19 protein-coding genes and 1 tRNA gene are annotated in these 22,155 nt (G+C 63.5%); 10 read left to right on the top strand and 10 right to left on the bottom strand.

The genetic code is table 11. The features are described from left to right. Positions 1-146: 146 nt before the first annotated feature. The 3 genes from LGH82_RS19965 to LGH82_RS19955 are packed head-to-tail and all read left to right on the top strand — an operon-like array spanning position 147 to position 5,903. Positions 147-1,163 carry an ImuA family protein gene (locus LGH82_RS19965; protein WP_227344380.1) on the top strand — a complete coding sequence of 339 codons (1,017 nt, stop codon included), beginning with the start codon at positions 147-149 and terminating at the stop codon, positions 1,161-1,163. Then, entirely contained in the window at positions 1,105-2,586 is a 1,482-nt protein-coding gene (locus LGH82_RS19960) for a DNA polymerase Y family protein (protein WP_227344379.1), read from the top strand. Before LGH82_RS19965 ends, LGH82_RS19960 begins: the two co-directional genes overlap by 59 nt. Further along, complete coding sequence (locus LGH82_RS19955) at positions 2,583-5,903, top strand: error-prone DNA polymerase (RefSeq protein WP_227344378.1); 3,321 nt, start codon at positions 2,583-2,585, stop codon at positions 5,901-5,903. Before LGH82_RS19960 ends, LGH82_RS19955 begins: the two co-directional genes overlap by 4 nt. A 95-nt stretch (positions 5,904-5,998) precedes the next feature. On the opposite strand, the gene LGH82_RS19950 is transcribed toward LGH82_RS19955, so the two are convergent. The 4 genes from LGH82_RS19950 to LGH82_RS19935 form a co-directional block, all read right to left on the bottom strand. Continuing rightward, a complete protein-coding gene (locus LGH82_RS19950; RefSeq protein WP_227344377.1) occupies positions 5,999-6,241 on the bottom strand; it encodes a Trm112 family protein in 243 nt (80 codons plus the stop codon). Positions 6,242-6,308: 67 nt separating this feature from the next. Beyond that, positions 6,309-6,980: an LON peptidase substrate-binding domain-containing protein gene (locus tag LGH82_RS19945; RefSeq protein WP_227344376.1), complete on the bottom strand. Its 672-nt coding sequence runs from the start codon at positions 6,978-6,980 to the stop codon at positions 6,309-6,311. 180 nt (positions 6,981-7,160) lie between these two features. Then, complete coding sequence (gene trxA, locus LGH82_RS19940) at positions 7,161-8,156, bottom strand: thioredoxin (RefSeq protein ID WP_227344375.1); 996 nt, start codon at positions 8,154-8,156, stop codon at positions 7,161-7,163. Between the two features lie 103 nt (positions 8,157-8,259). Beyond that, the gene (locus LGH82_RS19935; protein WP_227344374.1) at positions 8,260-8,757 is read right to left on the bottom strand and encodes a prolyl-tRNA synthetase associated domain-containing protein; all 498 of its coding nucleotides are present in this window, start codon (positions 8,755-8,757) and stop codon (positions 8,260-8,262) included. 256 nt (positions 8,758-9,013) lie between these two features. On the opposite strand from LGH82_RS19935, the gene LGH82_RS19930 reads away from it, so the two are divergent. After that, positions 9,014-9,088 (top strand) — tRNA-Gly (locus LGH82_RS19930). A 78-nt stretch (positions 9,089-9,166) separates the two neighbouring features. Here LGH82_RS19930 and LGH82_RS19925 read toward each other — a convergent pair. Further along, positions 9,167-10,528 (bottom strand): PLP-dependent aminotransferase family protein, encoded by a 1,362-nt coding sequence (locus LGH82_RS19925; RefSeq protein WP_227344373.1) that lies wholly within the window; start codon positions 10,526-10,528, stop codon positions 9,167-9,169. Between the two features lie 96 nt (positions 10,529-10,624). Here LGH82_RS19925 and LGH82_RS19920 point away from each other — a divergent pair, with 96 nt between their 5' ends. Genes LGH82_RS19920 through LGH82_RS19900 form a run of 5 tightly spaced genes read left to right on the top strand, consistent with a single transcriptional unit; the run spans position 10,625 to position 14,853 of the window. Beyond that, complete coding sequence (locus tag LGH82_RS19920; protein WP_227344372.1) at positions 10,625-11,326, top strand: aspartate/glutamate racemase family protein; 702 nt, start codon at positions 10,625-10,627, stop codon at positions 11,324-11,326. Positions 11,327-11,348: 22 nt separating this feature from the next. Next, complete coding sequence (gene ehuB, locus LGH82_RS19915; protein ID WP_227344371.1) at positions 11,349-12,230, top strand: ectoine/hydroxyectoine ABC transporter substrate-binding protein EhuB; 882 nt, start codon at positions 11,349-11,351, stop codon at positions 12,228-12,230. Between the two features lie 38 nt (positions 12,231-12,268). Then, complete coding sequence (gene ehuC, locus LGH82_RS19910; protein WP_227344370.1) at positions 12,269-12,913, top strand: ectoine/hydroxyectoine ABC transporter permease subunit EhuC; 645 nt, start codon at positions 12,269-12,271, stop codon at positions 12,911-12,913. Beyond that, positions 12,903-13,556, top strand: coding sequence for an ectoine/hydroxyectoine ABC transporter permease subunit EhuD (gene ehuD / locus LGH82_RS19905; protein WP_227344369.1), 654 nt, complete (start codon positions 12,903-12,905; stop codon positions 13,554-13,556). The genes ehuC and ehuD overlap by 11 nt, the downstream gene beginning before the upstream one ends. Positions 13,557-13,608: 52 nt before the next feature. After that, complete coding sequence (locus tag LGH82_RS19900) at positions 13,609-14,853, top strand: M24 family metallopeptidase (RefSeq protein ID WP_227344368.1); 1,245 nt, start codon at positions 13,609-13,611, stop codon at positions 14,851-14,853. 300 nt (positions 14,854-15,153) lie between these two features. Here the strand turns inward: LGH82_RS19900 and LGH82_RS19895 are convergent, their stop codons facing one another. The 5 genes from LGH82_RS19895 to LGH82_RS19875 all read right to left on the bottom strand — a co-directional run bounded on the left by LGH82_RS19895 (position 15,154) and on the right by LGH82_RS19875 (position 20,785). Continuing rightward, the gene (locus LGH82_RS19895; RefSeq protein ID WP_227344367.1) at positions 15,154-16,596 is read right to left on the bottom strand and encodes an amidase; all 1,443 of its coding nucleotides are present in this window, start codon (positions 16,594-16,596) and stop codon (positions 15,154-15,156) included. 108 nt (positions 16,597-16,704) lie between these two features. Next, positions 16,705-17,790: a Gfo/Idh/MocA family protein gene (locus LGH82_RS19890; protein ID WP_227344366.1), complete on the bottom strand. Its 1,086-nt coding sequence runs from the start codon at positions 17,788-17,790 to the stop codon at positions 16,705-16,707. 72 nt (positions 17,791-17,862) lie between these two features. After that, complete coding sequence (locus tag LGH82_RS19885; RefSeq protein WP_319799886.1) at positions 17,863-19,026, bottom strand: ABC transporter substrate-binding protein; 1,164 nt, start codon at positions 19,024-19,026, stop codon at positions 17,863-17,865. Between the two features lie 74 nt (positions 19,027-19,100). Further along, positions 19,101-19,961 carry an ABC transporter permease gene (locus tag LGH82_RS19880; RefSeq protein ID WP_227344364.1) on the bottom strand — a complete coding sequence of 287 codons (861 nt, stop codon included), beginning with the start codon at positions 19,959-19,961 and terminating at the stop codon, positions 19,101-19,103. Next, positions 19,958-20,785 (bottom strand): ABC transporter ATP-binding protein, encoded by an 828-nt coding sequence (locus LGH82_RS19875; RefSeq protein WP_227344363.1) that lies wholly within the window; start codon positions 20,783-20,785, stop codon positions 19,958-19,960. Before LGH82_RS19875 ends, LGH82_RS19880 begins: the two co-directional genes overlap by 4 nt. Before the next feature lie 357 nt (positions 20,786-21,142). On the opposite strand from LGH82_RS19875, the gene LGH82_RS19870 reads away from it, so the two are divergent. Then, positions 21,143-22,072 carry a MurR/RpiR family transcriptional regulator gene (locus tag LGH82_RS19870; RefSeq protein WP_227344362.1) on the top strand — a complete coding sequence of 310 codons (930 nt, stop codon included), beginning with the start codon at positions 21,143-21,145 and terminating at the stop codon, positions 22,070-22,072. Positions 22,073-22,155: the final 83 nt, after the last annotated feature.

Here is a 22,155-nt window from a genome sequence, read left to right as displayed (position 1 = left end):
GCGGGAATCGGCAAATGCCGGACGGTCAAGTCTGCTGCAGCCACCAGGACAGGAATAAATTCCCCATGAGTCTGCTTGACTCTTGGGGTGCCCTCTGGAATCTATAGGAACATAACAGGAACAATTGTGAGTGGAAGCTGACCGTCATGGCGATGACCGCCGTGGCGCGGGATACTGTTTTTGCCCTGCGCCGCCAGATCGCGAAGATCGAGGGAACGCTGCCCGAGCGCCTGGAGGCGCCGGCCGGCGCGTCGCTTGACACTCATGTTCCGCACAACACCGATCTCACCTTTGTCCGGCGCGGCCTTGCCGTGGTCACGCCGGATGCGTTTCTGCAAACCGGCGCCGCACGTCTCGACGGCGCCTTGAGCGGCGGCCTGCCGAAGTCAGCCCTGAACGAGATCCATGGCACTGAAACCCGCGACGCTGGAGCCGTCGCCGGCTTCGCTTTGTCGCTCATAAGCCTGATCCTCAAGCAGGGACCGCGACTGCCTGTTCTATGGGTCGGCACATCGGAGATTTTCCGCGAGGCCGGCTTTCCCTATGCCAGGGGGCTGCATTCGCTTTTCGGCATCGAGCCGGAACAGCTGCTGTTTTCCGAGGCGCCAAAACTGGTCGATGCGCTGTGGGTGGCCGAGGAGGCCGCCCGGATGACGGCGCTCGCCGCCGTGATCCTCGAAATTCGCGGCAACCCGCAACGGCTGGATCTCACGGCGACAAGACGGCTGCACGCTCGCGCGCAGGCAGCCGGCCGCCCCGTGTTCCTGCTGCGGCAGGCAGCCGAGCCCGAACCAACGGCCGCGCCTGTTCGCCTCATCCTGTCGCCGGCGCCGGCGGCAGCACGCGAGACCATAGCCGGGCCGCTTGCCGGCTCGATCGGCCGCCCGGCCTTCACCATCACCATCGGCAAGAGCCGCACGGCCTTGCCCGGACAATTCACACTGGAATGGAACCCCGATGAACGCAGCTTCGAGGAAAGATGGCCCCAGAAAGAATGGACAGAGAATTCTGTCCCTGTGGTTTCCGCATCTCGCCGCGGAAAGGATCCTGCGGCAGCGGCTGGGGCGGTCCTGGCGTTCCCGGCCGTCGGATCACCCGCCACTGGTGATGAGCCATCGCCAGGGGAACGCGCAGCGCATCTCAGCCCTCGACGAACGGGCTGAGACGCTTCACCTGAAGCGCGGCATGGGCATAGCCGACGCGCGTGCCATGCATCCCTCAATCGATATCGTCGAGGCCGATCCGGAGGCCGACCGGCGCCTGCTCGAAGGCCTTGCCGACTGGTGCGACCGCTACACCCCGCTGGTGGCGCTGGACGGCAGCGACGGCCTGTTTCTCGACGTCACCGGCTGCACGCATCTTTTCGGTGGCGAACGCGCGATGCTGGACGACATCCTGTCGCGCTTCTTCCATCAGGGTTTTGACGTCCGCGCCGGGCTTGCCGCGACGCCGGGTGCAGCCTGGGCGGCGGCACGATTTTCCGGCGACCGCATCGTCGCTGGCGGCGAGGAGGAAGCCCTGCTCGCGCCCTTGCCGCTGGCGGCGCTGCGCATCGAGCCGGCGATCCGCGACAGCCTCGAGAGCGTCGGCCTGCGCACGGCGGGCGCCGTCATGGCGGCGCCCCGCGCGCCGCTTGCCCGCCGCTTTGGCGCCTCCCTGCTTTTGCGTCTCGACCAGGCGCTTGGGCGTCTCGACGAGGCGGTGTCGCCGCGCCTTCCCATCGCGCCACTGTCGGTCGAGCGCCATCTCGCCGAGCCCGTCACCCTGACCGAGGAGATCGAACGTCTGGTTGGCATGCTGGCGACGACGTTGAAGAGTGACCTCGAACGTCGCGGCGAGGGCGCCCGGACGCTGGCGCTGCTGCTCTTTCGCGTCGACGGCGCCGTCAGCCGCATCGCGCTGGGCACATCGCGGCCGATGCGCGAACCCTTGCTGATCCAGAAATTGTTCCATGAACGGCTGGCCGCGCTCGAACAGGATATCGATGCCGGCTATGGTTTTGATCTCGTGCGCCTGTCGGTCCTGGCGACCGCCGCCTTCGACATGCAGCAGGCCGACCTTGCCGGCGATGTGACCGATGATGGCGCCGATATCGCTTTATTCGCCGACCGCATCCGCGCCCGGCTCGGCGATGGCGCGGTTCTGAAGCCGGTCGTCGTCGAAAGCCATCTGCCGGAACACGCCGTCGCCACGATCCCCTTCACCGAGGTGCTGCGGAAAACCACGCCGCCAAAAAAGCCGGACAAGATAACGACGCCCGCGCCCACGACCGTCTTTCGGCGGGAGCGGCCGATCCGGCTTTTCCGCTCGCCCGAACCCGTCGAGGTGCCGGCCACCGAAATGCCCGAGGGTCCGCCACTGAATTTCCGCTGGCGCCGCGCGCTCTACCGCGTCACCCGCGCCGAGGGACCCGAACGCATCGCCGCCGAATGGTGGCGTGAAGCCGCAAGCGATCCGGTCACATCGACCCGTGATTATTTCCGCATCGAGGATACCGACGGCCGCCGCTACTGGCTCTACCGGCAAGGCCTTTACGGCAACCCGCAAGTGCCGCCGCGCTGGTTCCTGCATGGGGTTTTCGCATGAACGCGCTGACCGTCATTACCTATGCCGAATTCGGCATCCAGTCGAATTTCTCCTTCCTGCGCGGCGCCTCCAAGCCGGAAGAGCTGGTGGTCGCGGCCAAGCTCCTGGGCTTCTCCGCGATCGGGCTTGCCGACTGCAACACGGTGGCCGGCGTGGTGCGTGCCTGGCAGCAGGCCAAGGTCGAAAAGCTCTCCTATCACCCCGGCTGCCGGCTGGTCTTTTGCGACGGCACGCCGGACATTCTCGCCTATCCCAAGGATCGCAAGGGCTGGGGACATCTGTGCCGCATGCTCACCCAAGCCAATCTGCGCGACGAAACCGAAAAGGGCGCGACCCTGCTCCAGCGCGGCGACCTGCTTGAATGGGGGGACCTCATGTCACTGGCCGTCGTGCCCGATCTGACGGCGGACGCGCAAGACAGTCTCGCTTCGCTTCGCCAGCTGAAGGATCGTTTCGGAAGAAATCTCCGTCTGGCCATTTCGCCTGACTATGCGGGCAATGACCGCTTCAGGATCGAGCAGGCAGCGGCGATGGCTGAGAGTACCAGCATCCCGCTGATGGCGACCAACGATGTTCTCTACCACACGGCGGAGCGGCGCCCGCTGCAGGACGTGCTGACCGCCATCCGCCTCAACGTCCCCGTTGCCGAGGTCGGGCTGCAACTGGCAGCCAATGCCGAGCGCCATCTGAAGCCGCCGATGGAGATGGCCCGCCTGTTCCGCAGGCATCCGCAGGCGCTGGCCGAGACCTTGCGCTTTGCGGAAAGCCTGAGTTTTTCTCTGGATGAACTGAAGCACAACTACCCAGAAGAGACGACCGAGGCAGGCGTCGACCCTCAAACGGAACTTGAGAGATTGACTTGGGAGGGCGCCAGGAAACGTTACCTCGAGGGCATCCCTGACAAAGTGGAAGGTCTCATCCGGCATGAACTCGCAATTGTCGGCCTGAAGAAATACGCCCGTTATTTCCTTACCGTTCGCGACATCGTTCGGTTCGCGCGTTCAGAAGGTATTCTGTGTCAGGGACGCGGCTCCGCCGCAAACTCCGTCATTTGCTACTGTCTTGAGATTACGGAAGTCGATCCTAACCTTCTGGACGTTCTTTTCGAGCGCTTTGTTTCAACGGAGCGTGACGAGCCCCCAGATATTGATGTCGATTTCGAGCATGAAAAGCGCGACGTCGTCATCCAGTATATTTACGACAAATACAGCGCCAAGCGCACGGCACTTGCTGCTGCTGTCATCAGCTATCGCGGCCGCTCGGCGCTGCGTGAAGTGGCGAAGGCCATGGGTCTGTCCGAGGATGTCAGAAGCGCATTGTCGAGCACGATCTGGGGCTGGTCGACCTCTGAGCTCGGCGAGAAGGAGGCTCACGCTGGCGGCATCAACCGCGCCGACCCGCTGGCAAGACTGGTGATCGAGCGCTCCAACGATATCATGGGTTTTCCCCGTCACCTGTCCCAGCATGTCGGCGGCTTCGTCATCACAAAGGACCGGCTCGACGAGATCGTACCCATCGTCAAGACGGCGATGGACGAGCGCAAGATGGTCGAATGGGACAAGGATGATCTCGACAATGTCGGCATCCTCAAAGTCGATGTGCTCGCGCTTGGCATGCTGTCTTGCCTGAGGCGCGCCTTTGATCTGCTGGAAACCCACTACGGTGTGAGAGACAGATATGGCCGGCGCCTTACCCTTGCGACAATTCCGCAAAAGGATGACCGCGTCTACGACATGATTTGTCGTGCCGACACGCTTGGCGTCTTCCAAATTGAATCCCGCGCACAGATGTCCATGCTGCCGCGTCTCAGGCCCCGCACATTCTATGATCTGGTCATCGAGGTCGCGATCGTTCGGCCCGGCCCGATCCAGGGCGACATGGTTCACCCCTACCTTCGTCGGCGGCAGGGAAAGGAGAAGGTCGAGTATCCGAGCGAAGAGCTTGAAACCATCCTCAAGCGAACGCTCGGTGTGCCGCTGTTTCAAGAGCAGGCAATGAAGATCGCCATTGATGCCGGAGGGTTCTCTCCCGGTGAGGCAGATAAGCTGCGACGCGCGATGGCCACCTTTAAACGCAATGGCACGATCGGGAACTATGAGACGCTAATGGTCGAAGGGATGGTCAAGAAAGGCTACCAGCGAGACTTCGCCGAGCGCTGCTTCAAGCAGATCGAAGGGTTTGGCGAATACGGCTTTCCCGAAAGCCATGCCGCCTCCTTCGCCCTGCTCGTCTACGCCTCCTGCTGGTTCAAGACCTTCTATCCAGACGTGTTCTGCGCCGCGATCCTGAACTCGCAGCCGATGGGGTTCTATCAGCCGGCGCAGCTGGTGCGCGACGCGCGCGACCATGGTGTCGACATCCGCGACGTCGACGTCAATCTCTCCGTCTGGGATTGCACCTTGGAAAAGGCCCCCTTCGATCCGGCCCGCATCCTCGCGCGCCATGCCGAAATGCGAGGTGTTATCGAGACCAGCCATGCGCTTCGGCTCGGCTTCCGGCAGATCAAGGGGCTGTCGAAGGACCGCATGGAGGCTTTCGTCGCGCGACGCGGTTCAGGTTACGAATCCGTCCGTGATGTCTGGCTGCGCTCCGGCCTCGATGTCGACGAGATCGAGCGGCTGGCCCAGGCCGACGCCTTCCGCTCGATTGGCCTCGATCGCCGCGAGGCGCTATGGGCGGTGCGCGCGCTCGACCGCAAGAGTGCCGCCGAGAGCCTGCCGCTGTTCGATCAGCCGGCGATCCGCCTGCGCGAGCTGGAGCCCGAAACGAAACTTCCCAAAATGCCGCTCGGCGAGCATGTCATCCACGACTATCGCTCGCTCGGCCTGTCGCTGAAGGCGCATCCGGTGGCTTTCCTGCGCGAACGGCTCGACCGGACCGGTGTCACGCCCAATGCGAACCTCCCATCCGTACGCGACGGCAGGCGTGTCTCCGTTGCCGGCCTCGTGTTGGTGCGGCAGCGCCCCGGCAAGGGCAATGCGATCTTCCTGACGCTGGAGGACGACAAGGCCGTCGCCAATGTCATCATCTGGCCAAGGATCTTCGATCGCTATCGGCCGGTCATCATGGGCGCTAGGTTCATCCGCGTCACCGGCAAGCTCCAGTCCGAATCGGGTGTCATCCACATCGTCGCCGACAGGATCGAGGATCTCACGCCCTGGTTGACCGTGCTTCTGGAGAAGGTCGGCGCCGCCAGACAAGTGAGCCCGGATCGCTCCAGCCAACCGGCGCTACGGAACGCGCCGATCAGGCAGGATCTCGCAACGCTGTCTGAAGAGGCGGAAAGTGTCATGCCCAAGGGCCGCAATTTTCAGTAGGAAGGCCCATTCATCGTCCCACGCGGAGCGAACACGAAGCGGGCGCCGGCGATCCTTCGAGCGCCATCTGGCAACGTCTTGGCGACGCTGGAACGTCAGGACGGTCCGCTCAAGCGCGGTGGCGACAGCACATCCTCCGCCGAAAGCACCCGCGCTTCCGAGGGCAGCATGATCGGAATACCATCGCGTACCGGATAAGCGATCTTGGCGACCCTCGAGACCAGCTCGCCACGCTCCGGGTCCCAGGCCAGCGGCCCTTTTGTCAACGGGCAGGCCAGCAATTCCAGCATCCTGGGATCGACACTGGCCCTCTTTCCGTCGCGCCCGTCCGCCGCCATCAGTTTCTCTTTCTCAGCCAACTACAGGCCTAAGGTGATTCCGGCATCACCCGGATATCGCCACATCTTACTGCAGGCTCGAGCCAAAATCCTCATTCTCTCGCGCCAGCGCCATTTCGGTGATGGCGATCAGCGTTTCGGCACGTGTCTTCAGGTCGGGCGCTTCGAGCAGCGCCTGCTTCTCGGCCGGTCCATAGGGCGCCATCATCGACAGCGCGTTGACCAACATGGCATTTTCGGCACGGCTGACGCTTTCCCAGTCGGCTTCCAGGTCGTTGGCCTGCAGATAGGCGCGAAACGCCTTCAAGAGCGCCGGCCGGTCCACCTCGGTCGCCGCCGGATCGTCGCCGAGATCGGTAAGGAAGGGCGCAAGCCGGCCCTGGCGAAACGGCGTCTTCACCGCGAGTTCGTGCGCGATGCGGAACCGGCACACGCCCTGCAGCGAAATCAGATACCGGCCATCGCCGCTCTCGGCCATGGAAATGATGCGCCCGGCGCAGCCGACATTGCACAGCTCCGGCTCGCCGTCACCACGCAAGGCGCCATCCAGGCTGGGCTGTATGATACCGATCAGCCGCGGCCCGGTGATGGCCTCATCCACCATCTGCAGATAGCGCGGCTCGAAAATGTTGAGCGGCATGCGGCCTCCCGGCAGCAAAAGCGCACCCTCAAGCGGAAAGATCGGGATCGTCGACGGCAAATCCGTACCGAGCCGGTAATGCGCGTTTCCCGCTTGCACCTCAATCCTCCGATTGCTTCCCAGAAGCTGCCAAATCCGGAATTGCGCCCGTCGTAATCCGACAGGCGCAAGCTGTTTACAAGGAAAAGAACATGGATCAGTCCGACCTGATCCGGCTTCTAATCTGGCGCGCCCGCCGCCGGGCGCAAGGCCATCAGGCAAAAACAACCATAATCCGGCTCAGGAAAAAAGCAGCGCCGACAATTTCCGCCGCGCCGCAAGCGTCGCTTCGTCAGTCATGCCCCAGGCCTCGAACAACTGCAGCAACTGCGTTCTGGCGCCATCGTCGTTCCAGGTGCGATCAGCCTTGATGATCGCCAGCAGATTGTCGGCGGCCGCCGTGCGGTCTCCACCAGCGTTCTGGATCATGGCGAGGTCGAAGCGCGCCTGATGGTCTTTGGGGTTTTCCGCCAGGCGTCGCTCGAATTCGGCCGGATTGCCAAGCGAAGCCGCCTGCGCGGCAAGCGCCATCTTGGCGCGCAACGCGGCAAGCAGCGGCGCATCCTTTTTCGCTTCCGGCGCTGTCGCCAGCAATGCCTCGGCGCCTGCGACATCACCGGCTTCGAACAGCAAATCGCCCAGGCCGGCGATCGCCTCGATTGTCTCCGGCGCCTGTTCCAGGATGGCGTCATAGATGTCGGCCGCGGTCTGCATGTCGCCGGCGGTGCGAGCCTCAGCCGCCGCCGCCAGGGCGTCGGCGACAGCCGGCACGCCATTGCCCTTGCCGCCCACCTTGGTGATGAACTCGGCGATCTGGCTCTCTGGAATGGCGCCCATGAAACCGTCGACGGGCTGGCCATCCTTGAAGGCGATGACCGCCGGAATCGACTGGATGCCAAGCTGGCCGGCGATCGAAGGATGGTCGTCGATGTTCATCTTGACCAGCTTGACCTTGCCGCCGGCGGCCTTGACGGCCTTCTCGAGCAGCGGGGTCAGTTGCTTGCAGGGCCCGCACCAGGGTGCCCAGAAATCGACCAGCACCGGCTGACGGCGCGATTCCTGGATGACATCGGCCGCGAACGCCGCTGTCGTCGTGTCCTTGATGACGTCGGCTGGCGGGGCGTCGCCCAGCGCGACTTTCGCACGGGGAGCCTCGGCTCCGCCATACTGCACGGTGGTGGTATACTGACCGCCACTATTGCCAAATGGGCCGCCAAACTGATTGTTGTCACTCATCTCGTCACCCTTTCGGTCGCGCCACCGGCCAATGGATCGGCGCAACGTCCTTCTTTAGAAGCCAGTTTTCCGCCATCCCGGTTTTCCACCACCCATGTGGCGATCACGCCGAGACTTTCAAGATAGCAGCATCATGCCCGGTTGCCTTGACGAATTTGAGAAGGTCGTCGGCGCCAATCGATGTCGTCGCCTCATTGGTCAGCGGATGCGCGTTGATAAGCGAATGCGTCATCAACTCCTCGTCGAGAATGAGTTTCACCCTCCGCGCGGTGTCGTTGATCACGCCGAAAACGGTCACCGCTCCAGGCGCGACGCCGAGCAGTTCCATCAGCATCTCCGGCTTGCCGAAGGACACTTTTCCCGATGCGCCGATCAGGTGATGGATCTGCTTGAGGTCGACCACCGCCTCCTCGCCGACGGTGACGAGGAAGAAATTGTCCTTCTTGTCCTTGAGGAACAGGTTCTTGGTGTGGCCGCCGGCGATCTCGCCGCGCAGTGCCTGCGAATCAGCAACCGTGAACAGGGGTGGATGGCGCATCGTCGAAGCGTCGATGCCGAGTTCGGCGAGAAAGGCGAAAAGCTCGGCTTCGGTCTTCGGCATCGTTCCGCTTCCATGTCACGGGTTTTATCTGTAGCGCCGCACGGTCTGCTCGATGCTTTGCGCTATCGCCGTTTACGGCCAATGAGGCCGCCGAGACAAGACCGTTAGCCAACGGCGCGGCGATTCCATCCGGGCATGCCGCCCCAAAACGTGTTTGCCTGGTTTGCACAGGCTGAAAAACCCTACGATTTCCCTGTTGCAATCGCCGCGCTCTTCAGCCATATAGGCCGCGACTTGCGGCGGAAACGTCGTGTGAGCGGGTGTAGCTCAGGGGTAGAGCACAACCTTGCCAAGGTTGGGGTCGAGCGTTCGAATCGCTTCACCCGCTCCAGTTTCCTCCGGGAAACCAAGTGTCGAAAAGCCGCGGTTCGCCGCGGCTTTTTCGTTTCTGGCGATCAGCAATCATTTTTCACCCGCCTCGCAGCACCGTCCTGCAAACGGTCAGGGCCGACTGAAGCGCGGTTTCGCTGTCGATGGTGCACAGGCTGAGACGCACGACGTTCTGCCGGCCGCCGGGGTCCGCCGACATTTCGGAACTGGGCAGAACCGCCACGCCCTGCTGCTGCATATGCGCGCTGAACTGTTCGGCACGCCAGGGTTCGGGTAATCTCAGCAGCAGATGCAGGGCCGCGTCATGCGTGACGATGTCGAATTCGCCAAGGATCTGCCTGGCGATATCCTGCCGTCGCCCCGTCATCGCCCGCTGCCGCTCGCAGAGCCTGCCGGCGGTGCCGTCGAGTATCCAGTTCGCAGCGATCTGGCCAAGCAGGGGCGAGGTCATCCAGGTCGACACCCGGATGGCATTCAGCGCGTCCGCCCGCAGCGAGGCGGGCATGAGCAGATAGCCGATGCGCAGGCCCGGCGCGACGGATTTTGACAGGCTGGTGCAAAAGCAGGTGCGTTCAGGCGCCATGGCGGCCAGTGGTTGAGGACGGTCCGGCTGCCGCAGAAGCGGCCCGTAGACATCATCCTCGATGAGGATGAAGCTGAAACGCCGGGCGATCTCGACGATCTGCCCGCGTCGCTCCACGGGCATGGTCGTCAAGGTCGGGTTCTGCAGATTTGGCACCACGACAAGCGCGCGCGGACGCTCGCGTTTCACCATGGCCTCCAGCACGTCTGGTCGCAGGCCGCCGGCGTCCAGCGGTACCGCGCCGATGCGCAGGCCCAGCGCCCGGCAGGCGCCGATGATGGCGGGCGAGGTCAGCTCTTCCAGCAGCACGAGATCGCCGGGACGCGCCACGGCCAGAAGCGACACGAAGACGCCGTGGATGGCGCCCGATGTGATGAGAAGCCGCTCCGGCGCGGTCTCGACGCCGAGATTTCGCACCCAGGCGGCACCCCCTGCCAGATGGCTGGGATGCGCGCTGTTGGGATGATAGCGCAGCAGGTCCGCCGAATAGGGCAGGGAGCCCAGTGTCTCAAACGCCAGGCGAAGCTCGTCGTTCGAGGCCGACGGAAACGGAAAGTTCGAACTCATGTCGAGGGCGTCGACGCCGCCGGACTTTGGCCAGGGCATGCGTTCGGGCACCGAGAGCATGCGCACGAAGGTTCCCCGGCCGACCTCGCCGGCGACGATCCCCATTTCGGCGGCAAGATCATAGGCCTTGGAAACCGTGGAGAGGTTCATCCCCAGGCGCGCCGCGAGCGCCCTGCGCGGCGGCAGCCTGGTTCCCGGCAGCAGCGTTCCCGACCGCGCCGCCTCCGCGATGGCGTGGGCAAGGGCGACATATTTGGGGCCGGAAGCCGCGGGGATTTCGGGTGTCCACATTGAGCGCCACACAATCCGATCAGGAGTCACTCAATCATTATCATTGTCTGGTATCGGGGAGAACCTTTACGTGGATGCGACGAAAGGGAGACCGGAATGCGTAGGCTTGGCCTGATTGGCGGAATGAGTTGGCAAAGCACGGCGATCTACTATCGCCACCTGAACACCATCGCGCACCAGCGGCTGGGCGGCCTGCATTCAGCTGACATCGTCCTGCGCTCGCTGGATTTCGCCGACATCGCGGAAAAGCAGCACAAGGACGATTGGGACGGAGCGGCCGAAATGCTGGTCGCGGCCGCTGGTGACCTGGAGCGCGCCGGCGCGGAGGCGCTGGTGCTTTGCACCAACACCATGCATCTTCTCGCGGACCGCATCGAGGCGGCCTGTTCCATTCCGCTGATCCACATCGCCGACGCCACCGCCGACGCCATCAGGCGGACGTCCTCCACGACACCGGCGCTGCTTGCCACCCGTTTCACCATGGAACGCGCCTTCTATCGCTACCGTCTTGTCGAGAAACAGGGCATCGCGACGATCGTCCCGGACGAGGCTGGCCGGGCGACCGTGCACAGGATAATCTACGAGGAACTCTGCGAGGGTGTTGTCACTGCCAGTTCCAAGCAGGCATATCTCGACGAAGTGACGCGTTTGCAGGCTCGCGGCGCCGATGGTGTGATCCTCGGATGCACCGAGATCACCATGCTGATCGGGCAGGACGATTTCGACATTCCGGTTTTCGACACGACCTGGATCCACGCCAAGGCGGCGATGGATTTCGCGCTGGGCGAGAAGAGTTGAACAACAGCAGGAAGGAATACGTATGATGAGAAGCGGATTGGGCAGGCTGAGCTACGGGTTCCTGGCGGCGGCGCTGTGGACCGTGACCCCGACCACGCAGGCGATGTCGGCAACGGCATTCGAAACGGCCAAGCAGACGGGAACCGTCACCGTCGGCCTCGCCAATGAAAAACCCTACGCCTATATCGAAACCGACGGCAAGGTCACCGGCGCCATCGTCGAGGTGCTGCGCGCGGCACTGGAGCCGCTGGGCATCACCAAGATCGAAGCCAACGTCAACGAATTCTCGGCGCTGGTTCCCGGCGTCATGGCCGGCCGCTTCGATATCATCGGCGCCGGCATGTATGTCACGCCCAAGCGCTGCGAGAGCATCGCCTTCACCAACCCGTTGACGCAGATCGCCACCGTCCTCGCCACCCATGCCGGCAACCCCGGCAACATCCATTCGCTCGAGGACATCGCCAAGTCGTCGACGCTGAAGGTCGGCAGCCAGCTCGGCACCGCGCAGGTGGATGACCTACACCGCGCCGGCATACCCGATGACCGGATCGTGCTGTTCACGCGCGACACGGAAGGGTTTTCCGGACTGCAGGCAGGGCGGGTCGATGCCATCTACTATCCGGCCCTGGAAATAAGCGAACTGATCGCCAAGACCGGCGCCAAGGATGTCGAGCGCGTCGAGCCGTTCACCATTGCCAAGGGAACGGACGGCAAGCCGTTGCTCAACTTCCAGTCGCTTGGCCTGCGCAAGGAGGACACAGACTTCATCGAGGCGCTCAACAAGCAGATCAGCGCCTTGCGCGCTTCGGGCAAGCTCGCCGAGATCCTCAAGCCGTTCGGCTTCAGCGCACAGGACCTGCCGGCTGACGGCGTCACCGCCGCCGCCATCTGCTCGGGCTCGTAGCACCGGTGACGGACAGCTTCGCCAAGCTGGCCGAACTTATGCCCCTTCTTTTGCAAGGGGCATGGGCGACCGTCCAGATATCGGCCATGTCGCTCGTCGCGGCCATCGCCGTGGCATTCCTGATCGGCATGGCCCGGCTGTCCGGCCTGCGGCCGCTGCGCATCGGCGCCGTCATCTTCGTCGAGTTCTTCCGCGGCACCTCGCTGCTGGTGCAGCTGTTCTTCCTCTATTTCATCCTGCCGCTCTACCATGTCCGGCTCAGCGCCGAGACGACCGCGGTGCTCGGCATCGGCCTCAATCTTGGCGCCTATGGTTCGGAGATTGTCCGCTCGGCCATCGCCAGCATCGGCATCGGCCAGTATGAGGCGGCACGCAGCCTGTCGCTCCCCCGCTGGATCACCTTCTCGAAAATCATCTTTCCGCAGGCGATGCTGATCATGCTGCCGAGTTTCGGCAACCTTGCGATCGAGATCGTCAAGGCGACCGCGCTTGTCTCGCTCATCACCATTACCGAGCTGACCCAGACCGGCCACAATCTGATCAACGCCACCGGCGACACGTCGCTGGTCTGGCTGATCATCCTGGTGATGTATCTCGCCATCAACACGCCGCTGAACCTTCTCGTGTCCTGGGCGGAAAAGCGCGCCGGCCGCTTCAAGCAGGGGAAATCGCGTGTCGTTTGATTTCGCCTTCGCCCTGAGCATCCTGCCCGTCCTGCTGCAGGGCGCCGTGCTGACCATACTGGCGACGATCGGCGGGTTTGCCGGCGCGCTGGTAGGCGGCGCCATCGTCGCGACGATGTACCGCTCTCATATCAAGGCGCTGCGTTTCATCGCCATCGGCTTCGTCTATGTGATCCGCAACACGCCGCTTCTGGTGCAGCTCTATTTCGTCTTCTACGTGCTGCCGTCCTTCGGCATCACCATAGGCGCCCTTTCGGCGGGCATCCTCGGCCTGTCCCTGCACTATTCCGCCTTCATCGCCGAGGTCTATCGCGCCGGCATCGGCGCGGTGCCCGTGGGCCAGTTCGAAGCCGCGGACGCGCTTGGCCTCAGCACCGTCCAGAAATGGGCGCTGGTGATCGCGCCGCAGGCGCTCAAGCCGATCCTCCCGGTGCTTGGAAATTACCTGATCGGCATGTTCAAGGAGACGCCGATCCTGGCGACCATCACGGTCATCGAACTGTTTGGCGCCGCACAGGATGTGGCGGGCAAGACCTATCGCTACAATGAGCCCTACACGTTGGTGGCGCTGATCTTCCTCGCCATCAGCATTCCCTGCTCGCTGCTTGTCAGGCGGCTGGATAGCACCCGCAAGGGCGCGTAATGCAAAGACCCGCAAGAACGCCGCCGCATCGGCGGTGTCGGAAAGGAACCTCATGACCGGCTTTGTGGACCGTGAACGTGCAACGCGGCTGATGGAGCGCGCGGGGATCGAGGCGCTGGTGCTTTGCGAGCCCGAAGCCTTTCAATATGCCACCGGAACATGGATCGGCGCGGCCGGCCTGTTCCGGCGGGCTGGCGCGGGCTTCGTCGTCATTCCCAGGAGAAGCGACCTGCCGATCGGCGTGGTCGCGGCCGATTTCTATGCGGCGCAACTGCGGGCAGCGTCTCCGGATGCCCTCGTCCATACGCATCCGATCTGGATCGAATCAGCGCCTTTCGAGGCCTCGACATCAGGGCATTCGCTGGGAGAGCGCATCGAGGCCGGGCTGATCTCGCTTGGTCGCGGGCCAGACTTTTCCCGGCCGGGAACATTCGAACTCGCCAACTCGGCCGTTCAGCTCAAGCGGATCCTCGGCGAATTCGGGCTCGACCGCGCAACGATCGGCATCGATCTGGACTTCGTCTCCGCCACCGATTTTTCGGCGCTGCAGGCGATGCTGCCGGATTGTTTAATGGTCAATGGCTCGCAGGTTCTCGACAGGTTGCGGGCGATCAAGTCGCAAGGGGAGATCGACCTCCTCCAGCAAGGCATTGTCCTGTCCGAGGCCGGACTGGCGCGGTTGCGGGAGCGTGCGGCGCTCGGCATGCGCCAGTCGGACCTCATCGCCCTCTACCGGGAAGGTGTAACCGGTGCGGCGGCGGGATCGTCCCTCCAGGCTTCCACTGCGGAGTATGTCACGCTCGGCGCCCACGCCAAGGGCGCCGATGCGGTTGCGGCCATCGGCGATCCGCTGAAGTGCGACATGGTCTGCACTGTCAGTGGCTACGCGGCCGACATGTCGCGCAACTTCATCTTCGGGCCGCCTTCCGCCGAACAGGGTGAATTGCACGCCATCGCCGAAAGGGCCTTCGAGGATGGGCTGGCGGAGCTGATGCCCGGCAAGCCCATCTCGGGCGTGCACCGCGCCGCCACCGACAGCCTGGCGCGGCAAGGCTTGCGTTCCTACCGCCGTGGGCATTTCGGCCATGGTGTCGGGCAGTCGGTGTTTTCCGAACAATGGCCGTATATCGCCACTGATTGCGATGCCGAGATCGAAGCCGGCATGGTGCTGGCATACGAAATCCCGCTCTACATCAACGGTCTCGCCAGCTTCAATCTTGAGGACCAGTTCCTGATCACGCCGGACGGGCCGGTATCGATGAACCAGCTGCCGAGACGGTTGGAGAGCATTGGGTAGCAAGGCCGCGCACTTTTAAGCGTCCTGGTGCGCCATATCAGCTATCCATAATGGCCAGCCGTTGGCGCTGCCCCTCACCTGCCTGCCGGCATCCTCTCCCCGTATAGTGACGGGAAGAGGGGCGCACCCATCGTCGATTTCGCCAATCACCAACGCTGCAGGAAAGGCGCCGACGTCGCGGCCAGCCACTCTCTCCCCGTTCACGGGAGAGATGTCCGGCAGGACAGTGAGGGGCAGCGCCAACGGGTAAAGATTGCCGCATTCGGGCAAGAAGTCATGACACGATAGGGTGTGTTGGTCCTACACACTCACCGCCGGCCACCTGTCCTTCCAAGGCATCTCCAGTTCAAGTTGCGCCGACGCCGCCAGCACCGTCGCTTCGTCGCCGTAGCGGCCAACCAGCTGCACGCCGATCGGCACACCGCTTTTCGACCAGCCGAGTGGCAGCGAGATCGCCGGCTGTCCTGAAATATTGAAAGGGTAGGCAAAGACGGAGTCCGCCCATTTGGCGTTGTAGCGGTCGATGTCCGTTTCCGACATGTCGTAGTAGCCGAAGGGCCGGGGCAGTTGCGTCAGGGTCGGCGTGACGAAAAGATCATACGCGGCGAGATCGCCGACAATGCCGCGGCCGATCTGCCTGAGCTGCTCGATATCCGAAGCATGGCGGATGCCATCGGTCGAGCGGCCGCGTTCGATGATCGCCCAGGTCACCGGTTCGACATCGCCTGGCGTCACCGGCCGGCCGACCACCGTTTCAAGATAGCCGAAGGTCGCCGCCGTCTGCACGCAAGTCATGTTGGTGTAGGTTGCCCAGACCGCATTGGCGTCGAGCAGCATGTCGTGCTCCTCGACATGGTGCCCCAGACGCTCAAGTGCCGCCACCGTTGCCAGCACCGCCGCCTTCACTTCCGGGTCGATCGGCGCGCCGTTGGGCGGCGTCACGGAAAATCCGATGCGCAGCTTCTTTTGAACGCGTGACGACAGGCCGAGCCAGGTGCCGTCCGGGACCGGCGGCGTATAGGGATCGCCCGGCAACGCGCCGGCCACCGCGTCGAGATAGGCGGCGGTATCGCGCACCGTGCGAGAGCAGCACAGGAAGTAGGCGCCGCCATACCAATAGTCGCCAAACGGCGCGAGGCTGACACGGCCGCGCGACGGTTTCAGCCCGACGATGCCGCAGCACGACGCCGGGATGCGGATCGAGCCGGCGCCATCGCTGGCCTCGGCGATCGGCACCATGCGCGAAGCGATGGCCGAGGCCGCGCCGCCGCTGGAGCCGCCGGGCGTGATGCCTTCCTTCCATGGGTTCTTCGTCGTGCCATAGAGCTTTGGCTCGGTGGTGATCGACCAGCCATTCTCCGGCGCGTTCGACTTGCCGACCAGCACCAGCCCGGCCGCCTTCATGCGGCGAACGACCTCGGCGTCGAAGTCGGCGACAACGTCCTTCAGGTAGAAGGAGGAATTGGTGTTGGGCGCGCCTGTCCAGGACGAGGCCAGTTCCTTGAGCAGGAACGGTACGCCGGCGAGCGGCGATGACCTGTCGACCGTCTCCGCCTGCGCGCGCGCCATGTCGTAGAGGCGATGAACCACCGCGTTGAGCGCCGGGTTCAGCCTTTCGATCATGGTGATGGAGCACTCGACGAGCTCGGCCGGCGAAGCCTCGCCCCGATGCACCATACCGGCGAGATCCAGCGCGTCGGACTCAGCATAAGTTTCGAGGAAGCTTTCCGATATCCCAGCCATGTCTCTCTCCCTTGGCCGATGGCTTTGTGTTGATGCCTGTTCCCGCGCGGACTGTCCTCGGGCCGGCCCCTCACCCAGGCGAGGGGGCTTGCACGCAACAGGATCACGTCAGAGGTCGACGGTCCGCCCCAGCGCGATGCTCTGCTCTGCGGCAAGCACGATGCGCAGGCTGTTGACCGCCGCGTCCATCTGCTCGGCCAGGTCGAGATCCTCGCGGATGGCGCGCAGGAAGAAGGCCTGCTCGCGGTCACAAAGTTCCTGATGGCCCGGCTCGTCCTCCATGTTGACGATCTCGTCGGGCTTCGAGAAATTCTTGTCGCCGTCAACCTGTGCGTAGTGGATCTTGAGCGCATCGGTCTTGGTGTGCCGGTCGATATCGGCCGAGTTAGAAACCTCGGCATCGGTGGCCACGCTCGCCTGCTGGCCGGCGACGATCGAGACCGCACCCTTGGGGCCGACCACATCCTTCACGAAATAGGCCGTCTCGCTCATCATCGGGCCCCAGCCGGCCTCGTACCAGCCGACAGAACCGTCATCGAAGGTGACGTGCAGATGGCCGTAATTCGGCTTATCGGCTTCCGCCCACAGCTTGGCGCCGATGCCGTGAACGCGCACCGGCTTGGCGCCGGTCAGCTGGCACATGACGTCGACATAGTGCACGCCGCAATCGACGATCGGGATCAGGGAGTCGATCAGGTTCTTGTGCCAATGCCAGGCGCTGCCGCTGCTCTGCTGGTTGAGGTTGAGGCGCATGACCAACGGCTTGCCCAGCGTCTTGCCGACCTCGATGAACTTTATCCATGACGGATGGACGCGCAGGATGTAGCCGAGCACCAGCTTGCGGTGCTTGGCGCGGGCCGCCGCGACAACTTTTTCGGCATCCTCGATGTTGGTGGCCAGCGGCTTTTCCATGAACACATGGCAATTGGCTGCAATCGCCTTCAGCGCGTATTCGGCGTGCGTATTCGGCCAGCTGTTGATGGAAACGGCGTCTGGTTTGGTTTCCGCGAGCGCCTGGTCGAAATCCTCGTAGAGCGGATAGCCGGCCAGCTCCGCCGGGATCTTTGTGTTGCTCTTGATCGAGCGGCTCATGATGCCGACGATCTCGAAACCGTCGAGCCGATGATAGGCGCTGGCATGCGACGCGCCCATGTTGCCGAGACCCACCACAAGGACTTTTACTCTGTCGGACACCGCTACCTCCCATGCTTCCAATGAATTGCGGGCGGCAGCGTTGCCGCCGCCCGGTCTTGTTGCCGCCGGCTCTTACTTGATCGCCGAGTCGAACAGATGCGCCTTGATCTTCTCGACATCGAGCGCGGCAAAGCCTTCCGACAGTTTCACGCCATCGGCATCGGCCTTGACCTTGGCCTTGTCGAAGTCGTTGGCGGCAGGGATCAGCTCGTTGGTGCAGACATCCTCCGCCGTCACCGGATTGGTGATCTGGCCGATCTTGTGGATCTCGTCGAAGAAGCCCTGCCAGCTCGCCATGTCGTGCGAGCCCCAGCCGCCGCGCTTGTCCATGTCGCCACGGAAGACGTTGATCTGCTGCAGGATCGAGGTGGTGCCTAGTTCCGGCCCGAGATTCTTGGCCAGCGTCGGGAACTGCTCGAACACCGCTTCCACGGCCGCACGTGGGTTCTGGTAGCCGAACTCCAGGCCCATCGCCCAGCCGCGCAGATACTTTTCCAGGAAGGCCTTCTTGTCGGGGTCTTCGAGATCGGCGGCGCGCACCACGAATGTGTTGGCCGGCAGCTTCGAATGCTCGACGCCCAGCCAGTATTCGAAGTCGAGGCCCTTGGCGATCCATTCGGCGCGCAGGCCTTCCCATGACAGAGCGGCATCGCCCTGGCCGCCGGCAAGCGCGGTGCCCCAGGTCGGCCAGCCGGCCTCGACATATTTCACCTTCTTGATGTCGACGCCTTGCGCGGCGAGCAGCGGATCGGTGATCGCCTGCCAGGCGGCGGAGCCGAGCAGGATGGTCTTGCCTTCCAGCTTCTTCAGGTCGTTCGATCCCTCACCCTTGCGGAAGGCGATGCTGAACGTGTCGCGCGCGCCCATGTGGAACACGGATTTCAGCTTCATGCCGTTCTGAATGGCGAAGGAGAACACGCCGGGCGACGGAAAGCCCATGTCGGCCTGCCCGACATCGACGAACTTCACCGTCGCCGTGCCATCCGATGGGCCCGGCTGCATGTCGGTGTCCAGCCCGTCGAAATAACCAGCCTTCTTGGCCGCCCAGTAGGGATAATCGTCGAGCACTTCGAGCGTGCCGCGCGGCGAGATCCAGGTGAACTTTCCATAGGCCTTGGCCTTTGCCCGGAGCCCGGAAGCGCCGAGCGCCGTGGCCGTCACCAGGCCGGCGCCGGTGACCTGCAGGAAGTAACGGCGGTTCATTCCCGCTCCGCCGATCGAATTTTCATGTGTCACGGTATTCCCCCTTTTTGTTGAGTGGTGGTTTCCTGGCTGACGCCCGCCTCCCGGGCGCCGTCACTGCTTTGTGGTCATGCCTCCCAGCTCGCCCATTTCTTGCCGATCAGGAAGAAGAGCACGTAGATGAGGATGCCGAGCGTCGACAGGATCAGCACCACCGCGAAGAACTGCGGCATCTGGATCATCGACGAATAGGTGGTCAGCCGGTTGCCGAGGCCGAAGCCGCCGCCGACCATCTCGGCGCCGACCGCCGTCAGCAGCCCGAAGATCGCGCCGATCATCAACCCGACCAGGATCATCGGCAGCGCCATCGGCGCGCGGATCTTCCAGAAGATCTGCAAGGTGCTGGCGCCATAGGAACGCGCCAGCGCGATCTTGGCGCTGTCGACGCGGCGAAAGCCGGTGGCCGCGTTGATCATCACCATCGGCCCGGCGGCCAGCGCCACCGCGATGATGCGCGGCGTGTAGCCGAAGCCGAAGCGCAGGATCAGCAGCGGCACCAGCGCCAGCATCGGCGTGGTGACGAGCAGCAGGATGTAAGGCGCGACGATCTTCTCGGCGAAGGGAAACTGGGTGATGACGGCGGCCATGACCAGGCCGACGATGGCGCCGATGGTGAAGCCGGACACCAGCTCGACCAGCGTGTAGCCGAGATGAGGCGCGATCAGTGGGAACTCGTCGAACAGCGCGTAGGCGATCGAACTCGGCGGCGGCATGATGTATTGCGGCACGTGGAACAGCCGCAGCGCCAGTTCGATACCGCCGATGATGATCACCGCCACCGCGATGATGGCCACCACTTCCGCGCCCGACCTGATGCCGGGCCCGCTGGCGAAGGCCGAAAGATTGGTCAGGCTCACATCGCGGCCGTCGCCGGATTTGGCACCCGATTTGGACTTCGAGAATTCCGGAATGGCGTCGCCTCCGCTCACGGCCTGATCCTCACGATTTCGGCGCTTGCGCGCTCCTGCGCCTTTGGCGTTGTGCGCCCGCCGACAATGTCCATCTTGATCCTGTTGGTGAGGTCGAAAACCTCCTTAGTCGCCATGATCTCCATCGAGCGAGGCCGCGGGAACGGCACCTGATATTCCTTGGCGACACGGCCGGGCCGGGCGCTCAGCACCACCACCCTGTCGGAAAGGAAGATGGCTTCCTCGATGCTGTGGGTGATGAAGACGATGGTGGTCTTGGTATCTAGCCAGATCTCCTCGACCAGCCGGTTCATCTCCTCGCGGGTAAAACTGTCGAGCGCGCCGAACGGTTCGTCCATCAAAAGCACCGAGGGTTTCAGCGCCAGCGCCCGCACGATCGCCGCGCGCTGCTGCATGCCGCCCGAAAGCTCGCGCGGGAACTTGCCGCCGAAGCCGTCGAGCCCGACTCGGTTGAGCAGATGCGCGATCCAGGCTCGGTCCGGCGCCTCGCCCTTGATCTCGAAGGGAAAGCGGATGTTGGCGTCCAGATTGCGCCAGGGCAGAAGGTTCGCTTCCTGGAACACGATGCCGATGTCGGGATGCGGGCCGGTGATCGGCTTGCCGTCCAGCCGGATCTCGCCGCTGGTCAGGCCATGCAGGCCCGACATCGACCATAGAAGGGTCGTCTTGCCGCAACCGGAAGGACCGACGATCGAGACGATTTCGTTGGCGCGGATGTCGAGATCGCAGCGGTCCAGCGCCAGCAGGTCGCCGGAAGCCGTGCGATAGATCTTGGTTGCCGCCTGCACGGCAAGCTTCGGGTTTTTTACATCGCCCGTATTCATCCGACCCCCCGGAGATTTGCGCGGAGATCCGTGGATCATCCGTCTGCCAGATCAGTGTGTAACTATCCTACTTTCGTGTCAAGCGATGACCGAGGCGTAGCCGTGGCAAATCACCTGAAGCTAATGTAATTGGTTGTTTTTACGCTATTTTCTCTATATTGAAAATCGTGTTGCTTTCCTACATAGTTCTGAAAACAGGCACAGGCGGCGCACGCGCTGGCGGCGAATACGAAGGGCGACCGGGGCAGGATTTCCGGGCGCCATGCCTCGGCGACCATGCGGTGGGGCACGTGGAGCGGTGGCGTGCAAACATGGTAAGAGGCGAGGTCCAGAAAACGTGGAGAAAGACGTGACCTCATGAGCGAAGCTGACAGTTCAGGCAGCGATCCGGACGGGCGCGGCTATGTCAGGCGCATTCCCGACATCATTTCGCTGGTCAAGGATTCCTACGGCGAGCTCCGCCCGGCGGAGCGGCGGGTCGCCGACGTCGTGCTGGATGATGTCAAATACGCCGTCGATGCCTCCAATGCGGCGCTCGCCCAGCGCGCTGGAGTCAGCGAACCGACCGTGACCCGTTTCTGCCGGGCCATCGGATGCGAGGGCGTGCGCGACTTCAAGCTGAAGCTGGCGCAGAGCCTTTTTGTCGGCGCGCTCTATCTGGACACGTCACCGGCCACCGACAGGGACAATGGCATGCCGTTCTGGAATGCCGTGTTCGGCGAGGCGCGCCGGGCACTGCAGGAAGCGGAACGGCAGCTCGATCCGGCGCAGCTGGAAAAGGCGGCCGAACTCATCGCCCGGGCGCGCCAGGTGACCGTTTTCGGGCTGGGCGGCAGTTCTTCCGCGCTGGCGCAGGAAACCCAGTACCGACTGTTTCGCTACGGCATCACGGTCAACGCCCAGTGCGATCCCTATTTGATGCGGATGACCGCCTCGACCCTGAAGCCCGGCGACCTGGTGATCGCCATTTCGGCGACCGGCCGCACACGCGAGGTGATCGAGGCCGTGGAACTGGCCAAGCACTACCGCGCCAATTCGATCGGCGTAACGGCGCCCGACACCGACCTTGCCCGCGCCTGTGACGTACGCTTGACCGTGGCGGTGCCCGAATATCCCGACACGCTGAAGCCGACGGCTTCGCGTTATGCTTTCCTGGCCATGATCGATCTCATGGCCGTCGCCGCCGCCTACAAGCTCGATGGCTCGGCCCGCGAGACCGTGCGCCGCATCAAGTACAACGCCCAGATCCACCGCACCGGCAAGGAGATGGAGCCACTCGGGGATTAGTGCCGGCAGGCGGATGAGGGGCAGCGCCGAGTTCGATAGTTTACGGCCCAATACGGATTGGGTGCATTGCAGGAGGGGGAAGA

Source organism: Mesorhizobium sp. PAMC28654, from assembly GCF_020616515.1.
GTDB lineage: Bacteria > Pseudomonadota > Alphaproteobacteria > Rhizobiales > Rhizobiaceae > Mesorhizobium.
This window is presented reverse-complemented; position numbering and strand designations above follow the sequence as displayed.